12 protein-coding genes and 1 pseudogene are annotated in these 14,366 nt (G+C 64.9%); 3 read left to right on the forward strand and 10 right to left on the reverse strand.

The features are described from left to right. Positions 1–11: 11 nt before the first annotated feature. A complete protein-coding gene (locus tag EI983_RS01425) occupies positions 12–446 on the reverse strand; it encodes a universal stress protein (protein WP_157705507.1) in 435 nt (144 codons plus the stop codon). A gap of 202 nt (positions 447–648) precedes the next feature. Here EI983_RS01425 and EI983_RS01430 point away from each other — a divergent pair, with 202 nt between their 5' ends. Then, positions 649–1,056 (forward strand): Lrp/AsnC family transcriptional regulator, encoded by a 408-nt coding sequence (locus tag EI983_RS01430; RefSeq protein ID WP_246162235.1) that lies wholly within the window; start codon positions 649–651, stop codon positions 1,054–1,056. 42 nt (positions 1,057–1,098) lie between these two features. Here the strand turns inward: EI983_RS01430 and EI983_RS01435 are convergent, their stop codons facing one another. Both EI983_RS01435 and EI983_RS01440 read right to left on the reverse strand, forming a co-directional pair. Continuing rightward, complete coding sequence (locus EI983_RS01435) at positions 1,099–1,386, reverse strand: sll1863 family stress response protein (protein ID WP_157705509.1); 288 nt, start codon at positions 1,384–1,386, stop codon at positions 1,099–1,101. Between the two features lie 73 nt (positions 1,387–1,459). Continuing rightward, positions 1,460–5,035, reverse strand: a complete 3,576-nt coding sequence (locus EI983_RS01440) for a hydantoinase B/oxoprolinase family protein (RefSeq protein WP_157705510.1) — start codon at positions 5,033–5,035, stop codon at positions 1,460–1,462. Between the two features lie 126 nt (positions 5,036–5,161). Here EI983_RS01440 and EI983_RS01445 point away from each other — a divergent pair, with 126 nt between their 5' ends. Both EI983_RS01445 and EI983_RS01450 read left to right on the forward strand, forming a co-directional pair. Further along, entirely contained in the window at positions 5,162–5,581 is a 420-nt protein-coding gene (locus tag EI983_RS01445) for a protein tyrosine phosphatase family protein (RefSeq protein WP_157705511.1), read from the forward strand. Beyond that, positions 5,578–6,297, forward strand: a complete 720-nt coding sequence (locus tag EI983_RS01450; protein WP_157705512.1) for a 2-dehydro-3-deoxygalactonokinase — start codon at positions 5,578–5,580, stop codon at positions 6,295–6,297. Before EI983_RS01445 ends, EI983_RS01450 begins: the two co-directional genes overlap by 4 nt. 9 nt (positions 6,298–6,306) lie before the next feature. Here the strand turns inward: EI983_RS01450 and EI983_RS01455 are convergent, their stop codons facing one another. The 7 genes and pseudogenes from EI983_RS01455 to EI983_RS01490 all read right to left on the reverse strand — a co-directional run bounded on the left by EI983_RS01455 (position 6,307) and on the right by EI983_RS01490 (position 14,366). Continuing rightward, positions 6,307–7,266 (reverse strand): sensor histidine kinase, encoded by a 960-nt coding sequence (locus EI983_RS01455; protein ID WP_157705513.1) that lies wholly within the window; start codon positions 7,264–7,266, stop codon positions 6,307–6,309. After that, positions 7,251–7,946 (reverse strand): response regulator transcription factor, encoded by a 696-nt coding sequence (locus tag EI983_RS01460; RefSeq protein ID WP_157705514.1) that lies wholly within the window; start codon positions 7,944–7,946, stop codon positions 7,251–7,253. The genes EI983_RS01455 and EI983_RS01460 overlap by 16 nt, the downstream gene beginning before the upstream one ends. A gap of 1 nt (position 7,947) precedes the next feature. Then, positions 7,948–9,435, reverse strand: a pseudogene (locus EI983_RS19485) (DUF4153 domain-containing protein). A 177-nt stretch (positions 9,436–9,612) separates the two neighbouring features. Further along, positions 9,613–11,568 (reverse strand): oxidoreductase, encoded by a 1,956-nt coding sequence (locus EI983_RS01475; RefSeq protein WP_157705517.1) that lies wholly within the window; start codon positions 11,566–11,568, stop codon positions 9,613–9,615. Further along, positions 11,565–11,783, reverse strand: a complete 219-nt coding sequence (locus EI983_RS01480) for a hypothetical protein (RefSeq protein WP_157705518.1) — start codon at positions 11,781–11,783, stop codon at positions 11,565–11,567. The genes EI983_RS01475 and EI983_RS01480 overlap by 4 nt, the downstream gene beginning before the upstream one ends. Next, entirely contained in the window at positions 11,780–12,256 is a 477-nt protein-coding gene (locus EI983_RS01485; protein ID WP_157705519.1) for a hypothetical protein, read from the reverse strand. The genes EI983_RS01480 and EI983_RS01485 overlap by 4 nt, the downstream gene beginning before the upstream one ends. A gap of 1 nt (position 12,257) precedes the next feature. Beyond that, a complete protein-coding gene (locus EI983_RS01490) occupies positions 12,258–14,366 on the reverse strand; it encodes an oxidoreductase (RefSeq protein WP_157705520.1) in 2,109 nt (702 codons plus the stop codon).

The raw sequence follows: 14,366 nt of genomic DNA on the forward strand, positions 1-14,366 counted from the left end.
TTTTCGTTATGTTAAGGAACAACGGTGCAAGGCACCGGCGCGCATTGCACAAGGGCACTGGCAACCGTGCCGAAGACCCTCGCGCTCAGAGACGATTCGCCGTCGCGCCCGACAAAGATCTGAGATCCGCCGCATTCTTCGGTGATGTCGCAGAGCACATCGGCGATCTTGCCGTATCTGATCGCGGTTTCGATCTCGACGCCCTTGCCCGAGACAGCCGCTACAACTGGCTTCATCAGCGCGGTTTCGGCTCGCTCCAACTCTTCCTTGCGGCGCTTGTGCCGTTCCTCCAGCTCGGTCGGCGTGAGAAACGAGTAAGGCGACCATTCGAGCACATGGGCAATCATGATTGACCCGCCCTGCGCGGCGGCCCGCTCGATCGCGAAATCGAGCGCACGGCGCGCGCCATCGCTGCCGTCATACCCGACGACGAATTTTCCGGACATGTTTATCCTCCCTTTGGGTTCAGCGCGTTTCAGCGCCCTGCAATCATACCTCAGGTTGCGAAGCAAAAGATTCTTAACTTTGTTGATGTTCGGAAATTTTTCGGAAATACTTGGGTTATAGCCGACATTAACAGGAAAATTTACAATGGATCGAATTGATCAAAAAATTCTTTCTATCCTCCAGCGGGATGGCCAAACGTCGATGTCGCGACTTTCCGAGATGGTGGGCCTGTCGCTGTCGGCCTGCCACCGGCGGGTAAAGATCCTCGAAAACGATGGCTTGATCTCGCACTATGCTGCCCGGCTCAACCGGCGCGCCCTGGGGCTGGAGGTGCAGGTGTTCATCGAGGTCAAACTGATGTCGCAGCGCCGCCATGACATCGAGGCGTTCGAAGCGGCGATCGCACAGATGGACGATGTGCTTGAATGCCACCTGATTTCAGGCGAGTTTGACTATCTGATCCGCGTCGCCGCGCGCAACACGAGCGATTACGAAGCGCTCTATCGCAACCGGCTCTCTGATATTCCTTCCGTGGCGCAGATGAAAACCCTGCTCAGCCTGTCCACCGTGAAGGAGTTCAAGGGCTATAATCTCGAGACGCTGGCCTGATGCCGACGCTCTGCGCATTTGGTTCGAGGGGTCGGAACGCCCTCAGCCGAACCCTTTCCAGAAGTCCTGCATTTTCTGGGCCATTTCATCCCATGCCTTGTCCGCGCGGTCCTTCATCTCGGCCCATTGTGCCATCTGCGCCTTGCGGGCTTCTTCGAATTTCTTTTCCATCTCGTCGCGCTGCTTGCGCATGGTCTCGATCTGTTCGGCGAACTTCTCCTGGCCTTCGGCCTGCATCTCTCGGGCCTTGGCGGTCATCTCATCGAAATTCGCTTTCCATTCGTCCATCTGCGCCTTGAATTGCGCCTCCCAGTCGATCTTGTCACCCATGGCACTCTCCCATTTTCAAGCGGTCTGAAGCTCAAGCCTATCACAATCGCCGGATTTTGCACCTTGCGAAAGATCAGGCCGCTCCCCAGCCGCCGCCTCCGGGTGTGAACATGCCAAACACGGCGCCTATGGGCAGGTCGATCTCGTCATTGCCTGCCATGTCGCGGCGGGTGCCGTCGGGCAGCTCGGCCCAGTTGACCCCTGTCGCCCCCGGCGCGCCCCCCTGCACGCCGAAGGGCGGGATGATCCGGTGAGAGCACAGCGTCGTGACGGTGACCGGGGCCAGGAACCGCATCCGCCGGTGTACCCCATGCCCGCCGCGCCAGCGCCCCGCGCCGCCTGAGCCCGCACGAATCCCAAACTCCTCCAGCCGCACCGGAAAGCGTTTTTCCAGGATCTCGGGGTCGGTCATGCGGGTGTTGGTCATGTGGCTCTGAATGGCGTCACACCCATCAAAGCCGGGCCCCGCGCCCGTGCCGCCCGCGATCGTCTCGTAATTCTGGAAATCGTCATTGCCCCAGACAAAATTGTTCATCGTGGCCTGCGATCCGGCAATCACTCCCAACGCGCCATAAAGGGCGTTGCAGGTGGCCTGACTCACCTCCGTATTCCCGGCAATAACCGCCGCCGGATAGACCGGGCGCAGCATCGAGCCTTCCGGCACAACGATCTTGAGCGGCTTCAGGCACCCCTGGTTGAGCGGGATATCCGCCCCCACCATGGTCCGGAACACATAAAGCACCACCGCGTCGCAGATCGAGCGCGGTGCATTGTAATTGCCCTTGTTCTGCGGCGAGGTGCCCGTGAAATCAATCGTGGCCGAGCGGTCAGCATGATCCACGCTCACCTTCACCTCGATCGTGCTGCCGATATCCATCGGATAGCTGAACTGCCCGTCGCGCAGCCGGTCGATGACGCGGCGCACACTCTCTTCGGCATTGTCCTGCACATGGCCCATATAGGCGCGCACCACGTCGATACCGTAGGCCTCCACCACCTTCAGAAGCTCCTGCCGCCCGGTCTCGTTCGCGGCGACCTGCGCCTTCAGATCGGCCATGTTCTGCGCGATGTTGCGGCACGGGTAGCGACAGGACCCAAGCACCTCTTCGGCCATCCGTTCCAGCAGAACGCCCTGATCCACCAGCTTGACGTTGTCGATCAGCACGCCTTCCTCGTCGATATGTGTGCTGTCAGGCGGGGCGCTGCCCGGGGTGCGCCCGCCAATATCGGCATGGTGCCCGCGCGAGCCCAGCCAGAAGGCGGGGGTATCGCCCACAAAGACCGGCGTGATCACCGTCACATCGGGCAGGTGCGTGCCGCCGTTATAGGGCGAGTTGAGCATATAGGCGTCGCCGGGCTGCACATCCGGGTTAAGCCGCATGATGGTTTTGACGCTGTCGGACATCGACCCCAGATGCACCGGCACATGCGGGGCATTCGCCACCAGATCGCCCTGATCGTCGAATATGGCGCAGGAAAAATCGAGCCGCTCCTTGATGTTCACCGACCAGGAGGTGTTGGCCAGCGTCGCCCCCATCTGGTCGGCCACCGACATGAAGAGATTGTTGAACACTTCCAGAAGCACCGGGTCAGCTTTGGTGCCCGCCGCCTGCGCGCGCGCCTTGGCCTCCAGCCGCTCCAGCAGCAGATTGCCCATCGCGTCGATCCGCGCGGCCCAGCCCGGCTCGATCACGTTGGTGCCGGTGGCCTCGGTGATCACCGCCGGGCCGGTGACCTGTTGCGCCGGATCGAGCGCATCACGTTCATAAAGCGGCACATCGCGCCAGCCGTCCTCGACATGCATGGGGATATGCGCCTTGGGGGTTCCGTCCCCACCCGGCAGCGCGGCGGCCGGGGCCTGCCCGGTCTGTCCCACCGCTTCCACGCTGAGCATCTCGAACCACACCGCGCGCTCGGGGCTGTGAAAGCCAAAGCGTTGCTGATGCGCCGCCTCAAAGGCGCGAAGCATCTCTTCCTGGGTGCCGAACGGCACCTCCAGCGCCTGATGCGACCCGTCATAGCGCAGATGCGCGCGCGGCAGGGGGGTGATATCGGCGATGCCCTGACTTTCCACCTCTGCCCGCGCCTCGGCAGTGATCTTCTCCAGGGCGGCTTGAGCACCCGCCACGTCCTGCAAAGGCGCGTCATGCTGCACCTCGCGCAGCGCCCGCACCTCCGCGAGGCCCATGCCATAGGCGCTGAGAACCCCGGCATGCGGGTGAATGAGCACCCGCGTCATGCCCAGCGTATCGGCGATCAGACAGGCATGTTGCCCGCCCGCCCCGCCAAAGCATTGCAGCGTATAGCGGGTCACGTCATGCCCGCGCTGAACCGAGATTTTCTTGATCGCATTGGCCATGTTGTCCACGGCAATCCGCAGGAAACCTTCGGCCATTTCCTCGGGGCTGCGGCGCGCCTCGCCGGTCTCTTGCGTGACCGTCTCGGCAAGGGCCGAGAATTTCGCACGGACCACCTCGGCATCAAGCGGCTCATTCCCGTCGGGGCCAAAGACATGCGGGAAATGCGCGGGGTTCAGCTTGCCCAGCATCACGTTGCAATCGGTCACCGTCAGCGGTCCGCCCCGGCGATAGCAGGCCGGACCCGGATCGGCGCCGGCACTTTCGGGGCCGACCTGAAAGCGGCCATCCTCGAATTTGCAGATCGACCCGCCGCCCGCGGCCACGGTATGAATATCCATCATCGGTGCGCGCATCCGCACGCCCGCGACCTCAGTCTCGAAGCTGCGTTCGTAATCGCCCGCGTAATGGCTCACATCCGTGCTGGTGCCGCCCATGTCAAACCCGATCAACCGGTCATGCCCTGCCGCCTCGCCGGTCTTGACCATACCGACGATCCCGCCCGCCGGGCCGGAAAGGATCGCATCCTTGCCCTGGAAAAGCTGCGCATCGGTCAGACCGCCGGAGGATTGCATGAACAAGAGCGCCTCGCAGGCGCGGCCAAGGTCCAAGGCACCGGCCACCTGATCCACATAGCGCCGCAGGATGGGCGAGAGATAGGCATCGACCACCGTGGTGTCGCCCCTTCCCACCAGCTTGGCGAGGCGCGAGACCTCGGCGGAGGTCGAGACCTGGGTAAACCCGATCTCACGGGCGAGGGCCGCCACTTGGCTCTCATGCACCGGGTTGAGGTAAGCATGCAGGCCCGCGATGGCCACCGCCCGGATGCCGGTGTCGTAGGCTGCCTGCAACCGCTCCCGCGCGGCCCCCTGATCAAGGGGGACAAGCACCTCGCCTTCGGCATCCAGACGCTCGATCATCTCGGCCACGTCCTCGTAGAGCAGGTCGGGCCGCCTGATCTCCAGATCAAACAGGCGCGGGCGGGTCTGATAACCGATCTCCAGCAGATCGCGAAACCCTTGGGTGATCATCAGCAAGACGCGCTCGCCCTTGCGCTCCAGCAGGGCGTTGGTGGCCACGGTGGTGCCCATCTTGACCGCGCGAATGACCCCGTCGGCAAAATCGCCATCCTCTCCCATCAGATCGCGAATGCCCTGAACGGCGGCATCGGCATAGCGTTCCGGGTTCTCCGATAACAACTTTTGAGTCAGGACCTCACCGCCCGGCGTCAGCCCCACGATATCGGTGAAAGTACCGCCCCGGTCGATCCAGAATTCCCACGCGCCGCTCATATGCCTTGCTCCTTTGTCTTGCGTCGCCACGTTTGGTGCTATGGTGCGGAAAGTCAACGATAGGGACATTGAAATTGTCCGCCTTATTCGCTCATATGCACCTGTCACAACCCCAAGGATGCACCCATGGACCTGCGCCCGCTTTCCCCTGATTTTGCCGTCTCGCCCCAGATCATGCCCGAGGATGTCGCCGCGATTGCCGAGGCCGGTTTCAAATCCATCATGTGCAACCGCCCCGATGGCGAGGAATGGGGTCAGCCTGATGTCGCCGCGATCTCGGAGGCGGCTGAAAAAGCCGGGCTCGAACTGCGCTGGGTGCCGATCATCTCGGGCATGGTCGGGCGTGATGAGGTGCAGGCTTTCGACGCTGCCATGCAGGAGTTGCCCGCACCTGTCCTGGCCTATTGCCGGACCGGGACGCGCTGCACGATGATGTGGACGATCGTGCAACACGGGCGGATGCCGGACGCGGATATTCTCAAGGCCACGTCCGGGGCAGGCTATGACATGGCCGGGCTTCTGGGCCAGCTCTCGCAGCAAGGATGACCGACTGGGTCGCGCTGGGCCGGGAGGCGGGCGCCTTTCTGGGCTATCTCGTTCGTGACGGGGCCGTTGACGGACCCGCCCGCGCAGCTTCGGAGGCCGAGGTGCTGCGCGCCTTAGGGGCAGAGGGTGCGCCCCTGCGCCGGATCGGAGAGGGGACAGCCACGCGCCTGCCCGCCCGGATTATCCCCCAAACCGCAGGCGACCTGTCCGTGTTGGAGCAGGAGACCCCGCCGGATGTGATCAGCGCCTGGGTGCGGCTCTGGGTGATCGGCCTGCGGGCCGAACGACCCAACTGGGACGGGGTGATCTGCGCGTTTCAGGGCGATGTGGTGCACTGGCTGCACGTCTCTGCGGATGAGATTGTCAGCTCGCAAAGCAGCCTGACGCCGCGCTTGGCGACAGCGTTGGACGTGTCCGGGGCCGCGCCGGACCCCGAGGCGGTCGCGGAGGGCCTGAGCCGTCCCGAGCGGCTGGCACAATGGATGCGCACGGCAGAGGTTACAGGCCGGGCGGACTGCGCGCTTGGCGCGCTGATCGGCGCCGAGCTGGCGGCGATGCGGGCCTATTGGCTCGGGCAGCAGGTGATGGTGATCGGCGACAGCCCCTTGGTGCCGGGTTATGCCGCCGCATTGCAGGTGCAAGGCGTGCCCTGTGAGCGTTCAGCCCCGGCGCAATGGATAACGCCCGGCTTGCTGGCACTCGCGGCGGTCGGGTGAAGCCCCGCTCTACAGGGTTTCGAAATGAATGACGAACCGCGCCCCGTGGTCGGACGGGGCCAGTGTGATGTCGCCCCCCGCGGCCTCAAGCATGGTGCGCACGATAGCCAGACCCATCCCCGTGCCGTCGGCGCTGCGCCGGGTGGTAAAGAACGGATCGAACACCCGGGCCTGATTGCCGGGGGCGATACCCGAACCGTTGTCGCTGACCGTAAGCGTCGCTCCCTCAGCCTGCAGATGCATGAGGTCCGCGCCATGCGCCGCCGCATTGCCCGCCAGATGCCCCAGCACCGCATCCAGCGCCTCGGCGTCAATCGGCAGGCTGGCCTCGCCCTCGAGCTCCACCGCCAGGCCCGGCGGACGCTCCAGCCGGGCCACCGCGTCTGAAACCCGCACCGGCCCGCGCCCCACCGGCTCGCGCGCCACCGCCAGGCGGCGCAGCGCATCGAGCAACTCCTGCAGGCGGCGCGAGCTGTGCTGGATCGTGGCCACCAGCGCCTCTCGGTCGGCCTCGTCGGCATCCTCCAACAGCTCGGCTGCGCCGATCAGGCTGGTCAGGGGTGATTTCAGCTCGTGGGTGACGTGATTGGTATAGGCGCGCAGCCCTGCCTCGCGGTCCTGCAGCGTCGTCTCCATCTCCAGCATGGCCTGGCCCAGGGCCGAGATCTCCGGTGTGCCGAAATGCGGCGGCAAGGGGGTGTCGTCGCGCCCGTCGCGCACCGCTTCGGCATGGGCGGTGAGCGCGTAAACCGGGCGCAGCACCAGCCGCCACAGCAAAAACCCCAGGATCAGGGTGGAGATCAGGGCGACCACGAAGAACAGCAATGTCGTCTCGCCCCAGCCAAGGATGAACCCGGCCAGCTTGAAATAGCCGATCCCGATCATCGGCAGCGTCAGGAACGCCGCCAGCGTCCCGCCAATGACCAGGGCCAGAGGCGGGCGCCATTTCTGCCTTATCCGGGGGCGCATGAACCCATCCTGATGCCAACGCCATGCACCGTCTCGATCGCCGCCTCGCACCCCGCATCGGCAAGCTTTGACCGCAGGTTGCGAAGGTGACTGTCCAGCGTGCGTTCTGAGACATGGATATGCGGGCCATAGACCGCATCGGTCAGTTGCGCCTTGGTGGCGACATGCTCCGGATGGCGCATCAGATGTTCCAGAAGCGCCATCTCGCGCCCCGTCAGGGTGATGCTGGTGCTGTCAAAGCTGCACAGATGCCGCGCCGGATCGAGCCTGAGCGCCCCGTGGCTCATCACCGGCCCATTGCCTGCGCCGCCACGCCCTTCGCTCCGCTTCAGGATGGCGCGGATGCGGGCGATCAGTTCGCGCGGCGAGAAGGGCTTGGTCACGTAATCGTCGCCGCCCAGCTCGAAGCCGAGAATGCGGTCGATCTCTTCGTCCCGCGCGGTCAGGAAAAGCACCGGCGTGTCGTTACCCTCGCCCCGCAGGCGGCGGCAGAGCTCCAGCCCGTCCATCTCGGGCATCCCGATATCGAGCACGATCAGGTCTGCCCGGCCGTTTCGCGCCTTGGCCAGCCCCTCGGCCCCGTCGCCCGCCTCGGCCACCGCATGCCCGGCTTTCTTCAGCGCGATGCGCAGCACATCGCGGATCTGCGGATCATCGTCGATGATCAGGATATCGGCCATCTCACAGCTCCGCCTTTGCCGCGCTCATCTCGCCAAGGCTACGCAGAACGCGCCAGTCGCGAAAGCCCCATTCGCGCCAGTCGGTGATCAGCGGCGCACGCGGTGTGAGGGAATTGTCGCAAAGTTCCGGCGCATGACGGCGGATCTCGGGCAGGGCCGCCGGACCAAGCTGGCAGATATAGATCGGGTCTCGGGGAACGTCATGGGTAAGGTTGTAACGGGCGATGGCCTGGTCGAAGCTCGCGAACATGGCCAGATAGAGCGTCACAAGCCCAAGCACCGCGCAGCGCGTCAGAAGCCATGCGGCAGAGTGATGCTGCCGCACCTGCCAGAAGGTGAGGCACAGGCCCAGGGCAACCACGCCCATCCAGATCCCCGCCGACAGACGCAGACGCGTGAGGCCATAGACCTCGACATAAAGGTCAAGCCGCATCATCGACGACACGACCAGAAGCACCGTTTGCAGGATCCACACCATCAGCGCCGCGCGCAAGGCGGTGTCGGTGCCGGTGAAGGGCCGTGCGGCAAGGGCAAAAGCCCCGGCCAGCAGCGCCGTGATCAGCAGCGGATAAGCCCCGCGATGGGCATAGGTGGCATAGCTCATGCCATCGGGCAAAGCGGCCCCGCCCCAGAGATAGACGGCATCAAGCCCGCTCTACACCGCAAAGAGCGCATTGAACAGGATCAACGAACGCCGCACCGCGTCGGGGTTGAAGATGCCGGGCAGGCGACGGGGGCCATAGACCTCTCGGCGTGCGGCAGGGGTGAGCCGCTGGCGCAGCGCAGGCAGCCGCAGGAAGGGCGCAAGGCAAAGCGCCGCGCCGACCCAGAAACCGACACGTCCGGCATCCGGCAGGCGCAGCTCCCGGGCGTGGTCCAGCCAGTGCCGGGCGATCGGATTCGCCTCGATCAGCAGGCTCATGAACACGACCCCCGCGCCCAGGGGCAAGGCCCAGCCGAGAACCAGCTTGTCCAGCCGGTTGGGCAGCGTGCCGCCGCTGGGCATTGTCCGGGTGAGGGCGCGGGCCGTATCAGCGAGCGCCGAGAACGGGCCATAGGCGGCGAGGCGCAGCGCCCCAAGGACGGCCATGCGCAGACCTTGCCAGCCGCCCATGGCGATCCATGCCCCACCGGTCAATAGCCCGGCCAGCCAGAACAGGACGGACAGCACCTGTGCCTGCTCCAGCACGGGCAGACCAAGCACAACCCCGAGTATCACACCGCCCCAGCCGCGCCCCTCCGCCATGACAAGCGCGGCCAGCAGCACCACGGCGCCGAATACAAAAAGCGACAGGCCCGGTGCCACCCCCCACAAAAGCGCATCGGCCAGCGCCACAAGCGCCAGAAGCAGCAGCGGCCGCTCCATTCGCGCGCGGTTGCCAGGGGCGTCCTTGCCCGGCGGGGCAGGCGGGCGTTTGACCGGGCCATCCATCCACCATCCATCCTGCTGGATCGAAATGGGCACGCCACGTACGAGAAAGGTTTTCATGGATCTGCTCCTTCACTGTTCCTTGTCCTCGGACACAGCGATAGATCCCTCAGGTGCAGCACCACCTGAGCCTTTCAGCAGTTTTTGTGCAGATCGCTCTTTTCCGCCCCGCCCGGCCCGAGCCTGTCTTGGAAAAGGCCGGTCAGGAGGTGCCGGATCGCGCCGAAAGCCGACAGGTCAGAGACGCGCGCCCACGCGCAACCCTTCCAGCACCGCCTCTTCCACCGTGCGCGGGCTGAGTGCATCGCCAATCATGTGCACTTCTCCCGGCCAATTGGCCACAGCCTGCGCAAGCACCGTTTCCGACCGGTGGCCCAGGGCGGCAACGGTTGTGTCCACACCGTCGAACACCACCGGCTCGCCACTCAGCGTATGCTGGAAATAGGCGCTGTCTTCATCCACCCCGTAAAGCCGCGTGTAGGGGGTGATCTCCACCCCCAGCCGGTGCAGCTCGCCCAGCCAGGCATCCCGCGCATATTGCGGAATGCTCTGGCCCGCCGTCATCCCGTTCACCGCCAGCCGCACATGACAACCATCGCGCGCCAACTTCTCGGCGATCCCCAGCCCGATCCAGTCACAGCGCCAGTCGGCGATCACCACGCGTGAGCCGACATTGGCCGTGCCCTGCAGCACGGCCCAGGGCTCGACCACATGCGCCTCCTCCGCACCTTCGATAGCCGGCATATAAGGCGTGGCCCCGGTGGCGAGGATCAGCGCGTCAGGCGCTTCGCTGTCAATCACCTCGCGCGTCACCACCGCGTTGAGCCTGATGCGCACCCCCGCCTGTTCCGCCTCGCGTGTCAGGTTCGGCGTCACCCCGCCAAACTCCGCCCGCCCGGGCAGCATTTGCGCCAGGTTGACCTGTCCGCCCAGCGTGGCATGCGCCTCGTAAAGCGTGACCTCATGCCCGCGCGCCGCCGCCACTGCTGCGGCCTTCAGCCCGGCAGGCCCGCCACCCACGACCATCACCCGGCGCGGCGTCTCGGTTTTTGGCAAATCCCCGAACTCCAGCTCCCGGCCCGTCTCCGGGTGCTGAATGCAGGAGATCGGCACGCCGTTCAGCATGTGACCGATACAGGCCTGATTGCAGGCGACACAGGCGCGGATATCGTCAAGCCGCCCCTCGCGGGCCTTCTGCGGCATCAGCGGGTCGGCAATCATCGCCCGGGTCATGCCGCACATATCGGCCTGCCCGCTGCTCAGCACGCTTTCGGCAATCTGCGGCTGGTTGATCCGCCCCGCGACGAAAACAGGCAGATCGACCTGCGCCCGGATCGCAGCGGCCAGCGGCGCGGTATAGGCGGCCCCATAAGCCATCGGCGGCACGATATGGGTGGAGCCCGCAAGGCTCGATGATGTCCCGGCGGTCACGTTGAGATAATCCAGCACACCGAGAGACGCCAACGCCCTGGCGATCTCGACCATCTCCGCGCCTTCCAGCCCGTCATGCCCCTTCTCGTCGCCGGACAGGCGAATGCCAAGGATCATCTTGTCACCGATACGCTCGCGCACCGCCGCCAGACTCTCGGCCACGAACCGCAGGCGATTGTCGAAACTGCCGCCATACGCATCCGTCCGGTGATTGAGGCGCGGGTTCAGGAACTGGCTCAGCAAATACCCGTGCGAGGCCACCACCTCGACCCCATCCAACCCCGCCTTGCGCAGCCGCGCCGCCGCATCGCCAAAGCCTGCGATGATGTCCTGCACCATGCTGACCGGCATCTCGCGCGGCATAACATGGAAGCGCTCATTGGGGATGGCCGAGGGCGCATGCGCCACGGCATGGGTGCCATCGGCGGCCATCGGCATTTCACGGCCCGGATGGGTGAGTTGACCAAAGACCATGGCGCCATGCGGCTGGCACGCTTCGGCAATGCGCCGGTACCCCGGGATGCAGGCATCGTCATAGGCGCGGATCGCCGGGCGGCCACTATCGCCCGAGGCATGCGCCCGCGCCGCCTCGATAATGATCAGCGCTGCCCCTCCCTTGGCCCGGGCCTCGTGATAGGCCACCATCCGGTCCGTCGGCACACCGTCCTGCAGCATCACCGTCATATGACCTGTGGAAAAGATGCGGTTGCGAAATGTACGCCCGCGTATGGTCAGCGGTGACAGAAGCGTGGGCAGTGTCATTCGGTCCCCTCGGCAGAAGCCTCGTCCCGGGCCTTTTGCAACGCCTCCCGCTGGCGCGCCTTGCTGGCGGCACGCGCGTCGCAGGTGGTGCACTCATAGTCCTCTGCCAGGTCCGGCGCGGGTGGAAGCGTCTCGCGGCGCAGCATGATCGCGGCATAGCCACCTCCCGCCAGCACCGCGAGGCCCACCGCCAGAACGAGCCGCCGCGCGGTCATGCCGTTCCGGTCTCCAGATAATGCTGCATCGGCGCGGTGCTGTTGGCCTCGCCCTTCAGTTCCGCCTCGATAAAGGCAATCGCCGCGTGCTCATGGTCTGTCAGGATTTTCAGGACCGGCACGTCCTCTGCCGGGGCCATAGCCTCCAGCGCCTCGAACTCGTCGATATATCCCGGAAACTCCACCTGCCATTTGCGAAGGAAGTGCAGGAAATCACCGGGACTGTCGGCGGCCATCTTGCGCCCCGACGCGGCCAGCGCCTCGCGAGAGGCAGGGGCCAGATCGTATTTCTGCAAGAGCGGCTCCACCGCGGCGGCGGCATAGGTCTCTACCTCGGCGACCATCTCCATCTTGCGCCGCTCCTCCGGGTCGCTCAGCCGCTCGGCAATGGCATAGAAATACGCCTCGCCCTCGACCTCCTCCTCGTAATAGCGCGTCAGCGTATCGAGGTATTCCTTGGTTGGCGTGCTCATGTCATTCCTCCCTCAAATGCGCGCCCTCGGGCGTCTCGCCTACATCGACGCGGTCATGTTTCAGCGGCTCGTCCGGATCCGGCGCATTGTCCAACTCGCGGGCATAGCGGTGGCCGGCATAGGTGGCCGCCGCGACAATCGCCGGGGCCTCGCAATCGCCGATCCGTTTCAGCGTAAAGGGCAGGCGGTCGGCATCCCCTTCAACGCTGGTCATCAGATCCTGATAAAGCGCATCCACCGGCGCGCGCGCGGTGACCATCACAACCGCAGCGACATCCAGCGTGGTGTTCTCACCGGAAAACACATCGGCCAGGGTCGCGGTCTTGCCGTCGAACAAGGTCAGCTCTTGTGCCAGCGCAAAGCGCACCCCCATCCCCGCCAGATGGCGGCGCACCCTCCAGCGTTCCGAGGTTTTGCCCGCCCATTCCGACACGCTCTCCGACGGGCTTGCCAGCGTGACCGCGTTGCCATTGGCCACCAGCGCCTCGGCGATCACGCCGCCCATGTAATAGCCATCCTCGTCATAGACGAGCACATCGCCCTCGGGCATCCGGCCCGCCATGATATCGTCGGGCGTGAGGATCAGCGGCTCGCTGCCCGGTGCGGCAATATCGACATAGACTTCGCCATTATAGCGGTCCCGCCGCCAGCGTGCCCCGGTGGCGATGGCCACATGATCGGCCCCCACCTCCATCACCTCCTCCACGCCCATCCGGCTATCGAGAAAGACCTCCACATTCACCATTTCCTGAAGCTGCTGGAGCCGGTAATCGCGCACGCGGGCATATTCAGACATCCCCGGAAGGGCGCTCTCGCGGCTCACCCGCCCGCCCAGTTCGGTCGTGGCTTCGGCCAGCATCACCCGATAGCCGCGTTGCCCCAGTGCCCGTGCCGCCTCCAGACCCGCAGGCCCTGCGCCGACGATCAGCACCGAACTGTCGCTGCCCGCCGGCTCGATCCGCTCCGGGTGCCAGCCCTTGCGCCATTCCTCGCCCATGGTCGGGTTCTGCGTGCAGCGGATCGGCGTGCCGGTGCTGTCTCCCGAATAGCAGATGTTGCAACCGATACATTCGCGGATCGCGCTCAGGTCACCTTCTTCGATCTTCTTCGGCAGGAACGGATCGGCAATCGACGGGCGCGCCGCTCCGATGAAATCCACCACCCCGCGCCGGATCTGGCTCACCATCGCATCGGGCGAGGTAAAGCGGCCTACCGTCACCACCGGCTTGGTCGTCATGGACTTCACGAAATCCATGTAGGGCTCCAATGACCCCTCTTTGATAAAGCGCGACACGCCCATCTCAAGGCTGTAATCGGCGATGTTGATATCCCACAGGTCAGGCAGTTCGGCCATCATCTCGAACATCTCGCGCCGCTCGCCGTGGATCGGCTGGCCATCCTTGCCCACCTGTTCATCCGCCGCCCAGCGGACTGCGACGGCACAGCGGTCGCCCACCGCCTCCTTGGTGTCCTCGATCAACTCCCGGATCAGCCTTGTGCGGTTCTCCAGGCGTCCGCCATACTCATCGCCCCGCGTGTTGATCCTCGGGTTCAGGAAGTTCGACAGAAGGTAGGTATGCGTGCAGTAGACATAAACGATGTCAAACCCCGCGTCGCGCGCTCTGAGCGCCGCGTTGCGGTGCCAGCGGCGCAGGTTGCGGATGTCCGTGCGGTCCATCGCGCGGGTCTGGAACGGGTGGCCCACCGCATTCGGAACCGATTGCAGGTCCATCGACACCTCGCGTGTCATCAGGTTGGCGGTTCGGTGACCGCCATACCACAGCTCTGCCCCCGCCAGCGCGCCATGCTCATGCACCGCATCGGTCATCAGCCGGTGGGCGCGAATATCGCTGTCATTCCAAAGCGCGGCCGAGGGTGTCGGCAGATCGTCCGAGCTGGGGTGGATCGAGTTATATTCGGTACACACCACCCCCCATCCGCCTTCGGCCTTGACCCGGCGCATCTCGGCCAGGGTGCGCGGGCGCAGATGGCCCATGCCGGTGCAATGCGGCACTTGGTAGAACCGGTTTTTCGCTGTGACCGGGCCGATCTGCATCGGTTCAAAGAGGATATCGTATCGCGGATCGCGGTCGTGGGTATCGCGGGGCAT

The organism is Roseovarius faecimaris (genome assembly GCF_009762325.1).
GTDB lineage: Bacteria > Pseudomonadota > Alphaproteobacteria > Rhodobacterales > Rhodobacteraceae > Roseovarius > Roseovarius faecimaris.

Bases quoted from the DNA above. Each gene is read 5' to 3' on its own strand.
- EI983_RS01425 (WP_157705507.1), bottom strand. From the start codon at position 446: ATGTCCGGAAAATTCGTCGTCGGGTATGACGGCAGCGATGGCGCGCGC.
- EI983_RS01430 (WP_246162235.1), top strand. From the start codon at position 649: ATGTCGCGACTTTCCGAGATGGTGGGCCTGTCGCTGTCGGCCTGCCAC.
- EI983_RS01435 (WP_157705509.1), bottom strand. From the start codon at position 1,386: ATGGGTGACAAGATCGACTGGGAGGCGCAATTCAAGGCGCAGATGGAC.
- EI983_RS01440 (WP_157705510.1), bottom strand. From the start codon at position 5,035: ATGAGCGGCGCGTGGGAATTCTGGATCGACCGGGGCGGTACTTTCACC.
- EI983_RS01445 (WP_157705511.1), top strand. From the start codon at position 5,162: ATGGACCTGCGCCCGCTTTCCCCTGATTTTGCCGTCTCGCCCCAGATC.
- EI983_RS01450 (WP_157705512.1), top strand. From the start codon at position 5,578: ATGACCGACTGGGTCGCGCTGGGCCGGGAGGCGGGCGCCTTTCTGGGC.
- EI983_RS01455 (WP_157705513.1), bottom strand. From the start codon at position 7,266: ATGCGCCCCCGGATAAGGCAGAAATGGCGCCCGCCTCTGGCCCTGGTC.
- EI983_RS01460 (WP_157705514.1), bottom strand. From the start codon at position 7,946: ATGGCCGATATCCTGATCATCGACGATGATCCGCAGATCCGCGATGTG.
- EI983_RS01475 (WP_157705517.1), bottom strand. From the start codon at position 11,568: ATGACACTGCCCACGCTTCTGTCACCGCTGACCATACGCGGGCGTACA.
- EI983_RS01480 (WP_157705518.1), bottom strand. From the start codon at position 11,783: ATGACCGCGCGGCGGCTCGTTCTGGCGGTGGGCCTCGCGGTGCTGGCG.
- EI983_RS01485 (WP_157705519.1), bottom strand. From the start codon at position 12,256: ATGAGCACGCCAACCAAGGAATACCTCGATACGCTGACGCGCTATTAC.
- EI983_RS01490 (WP_157705520.1), bottom strand. From the start codon at position 14,366: ATGCCCCGCGATACCCACGACCGCGATCCGCGATACGATATCCTCTTT.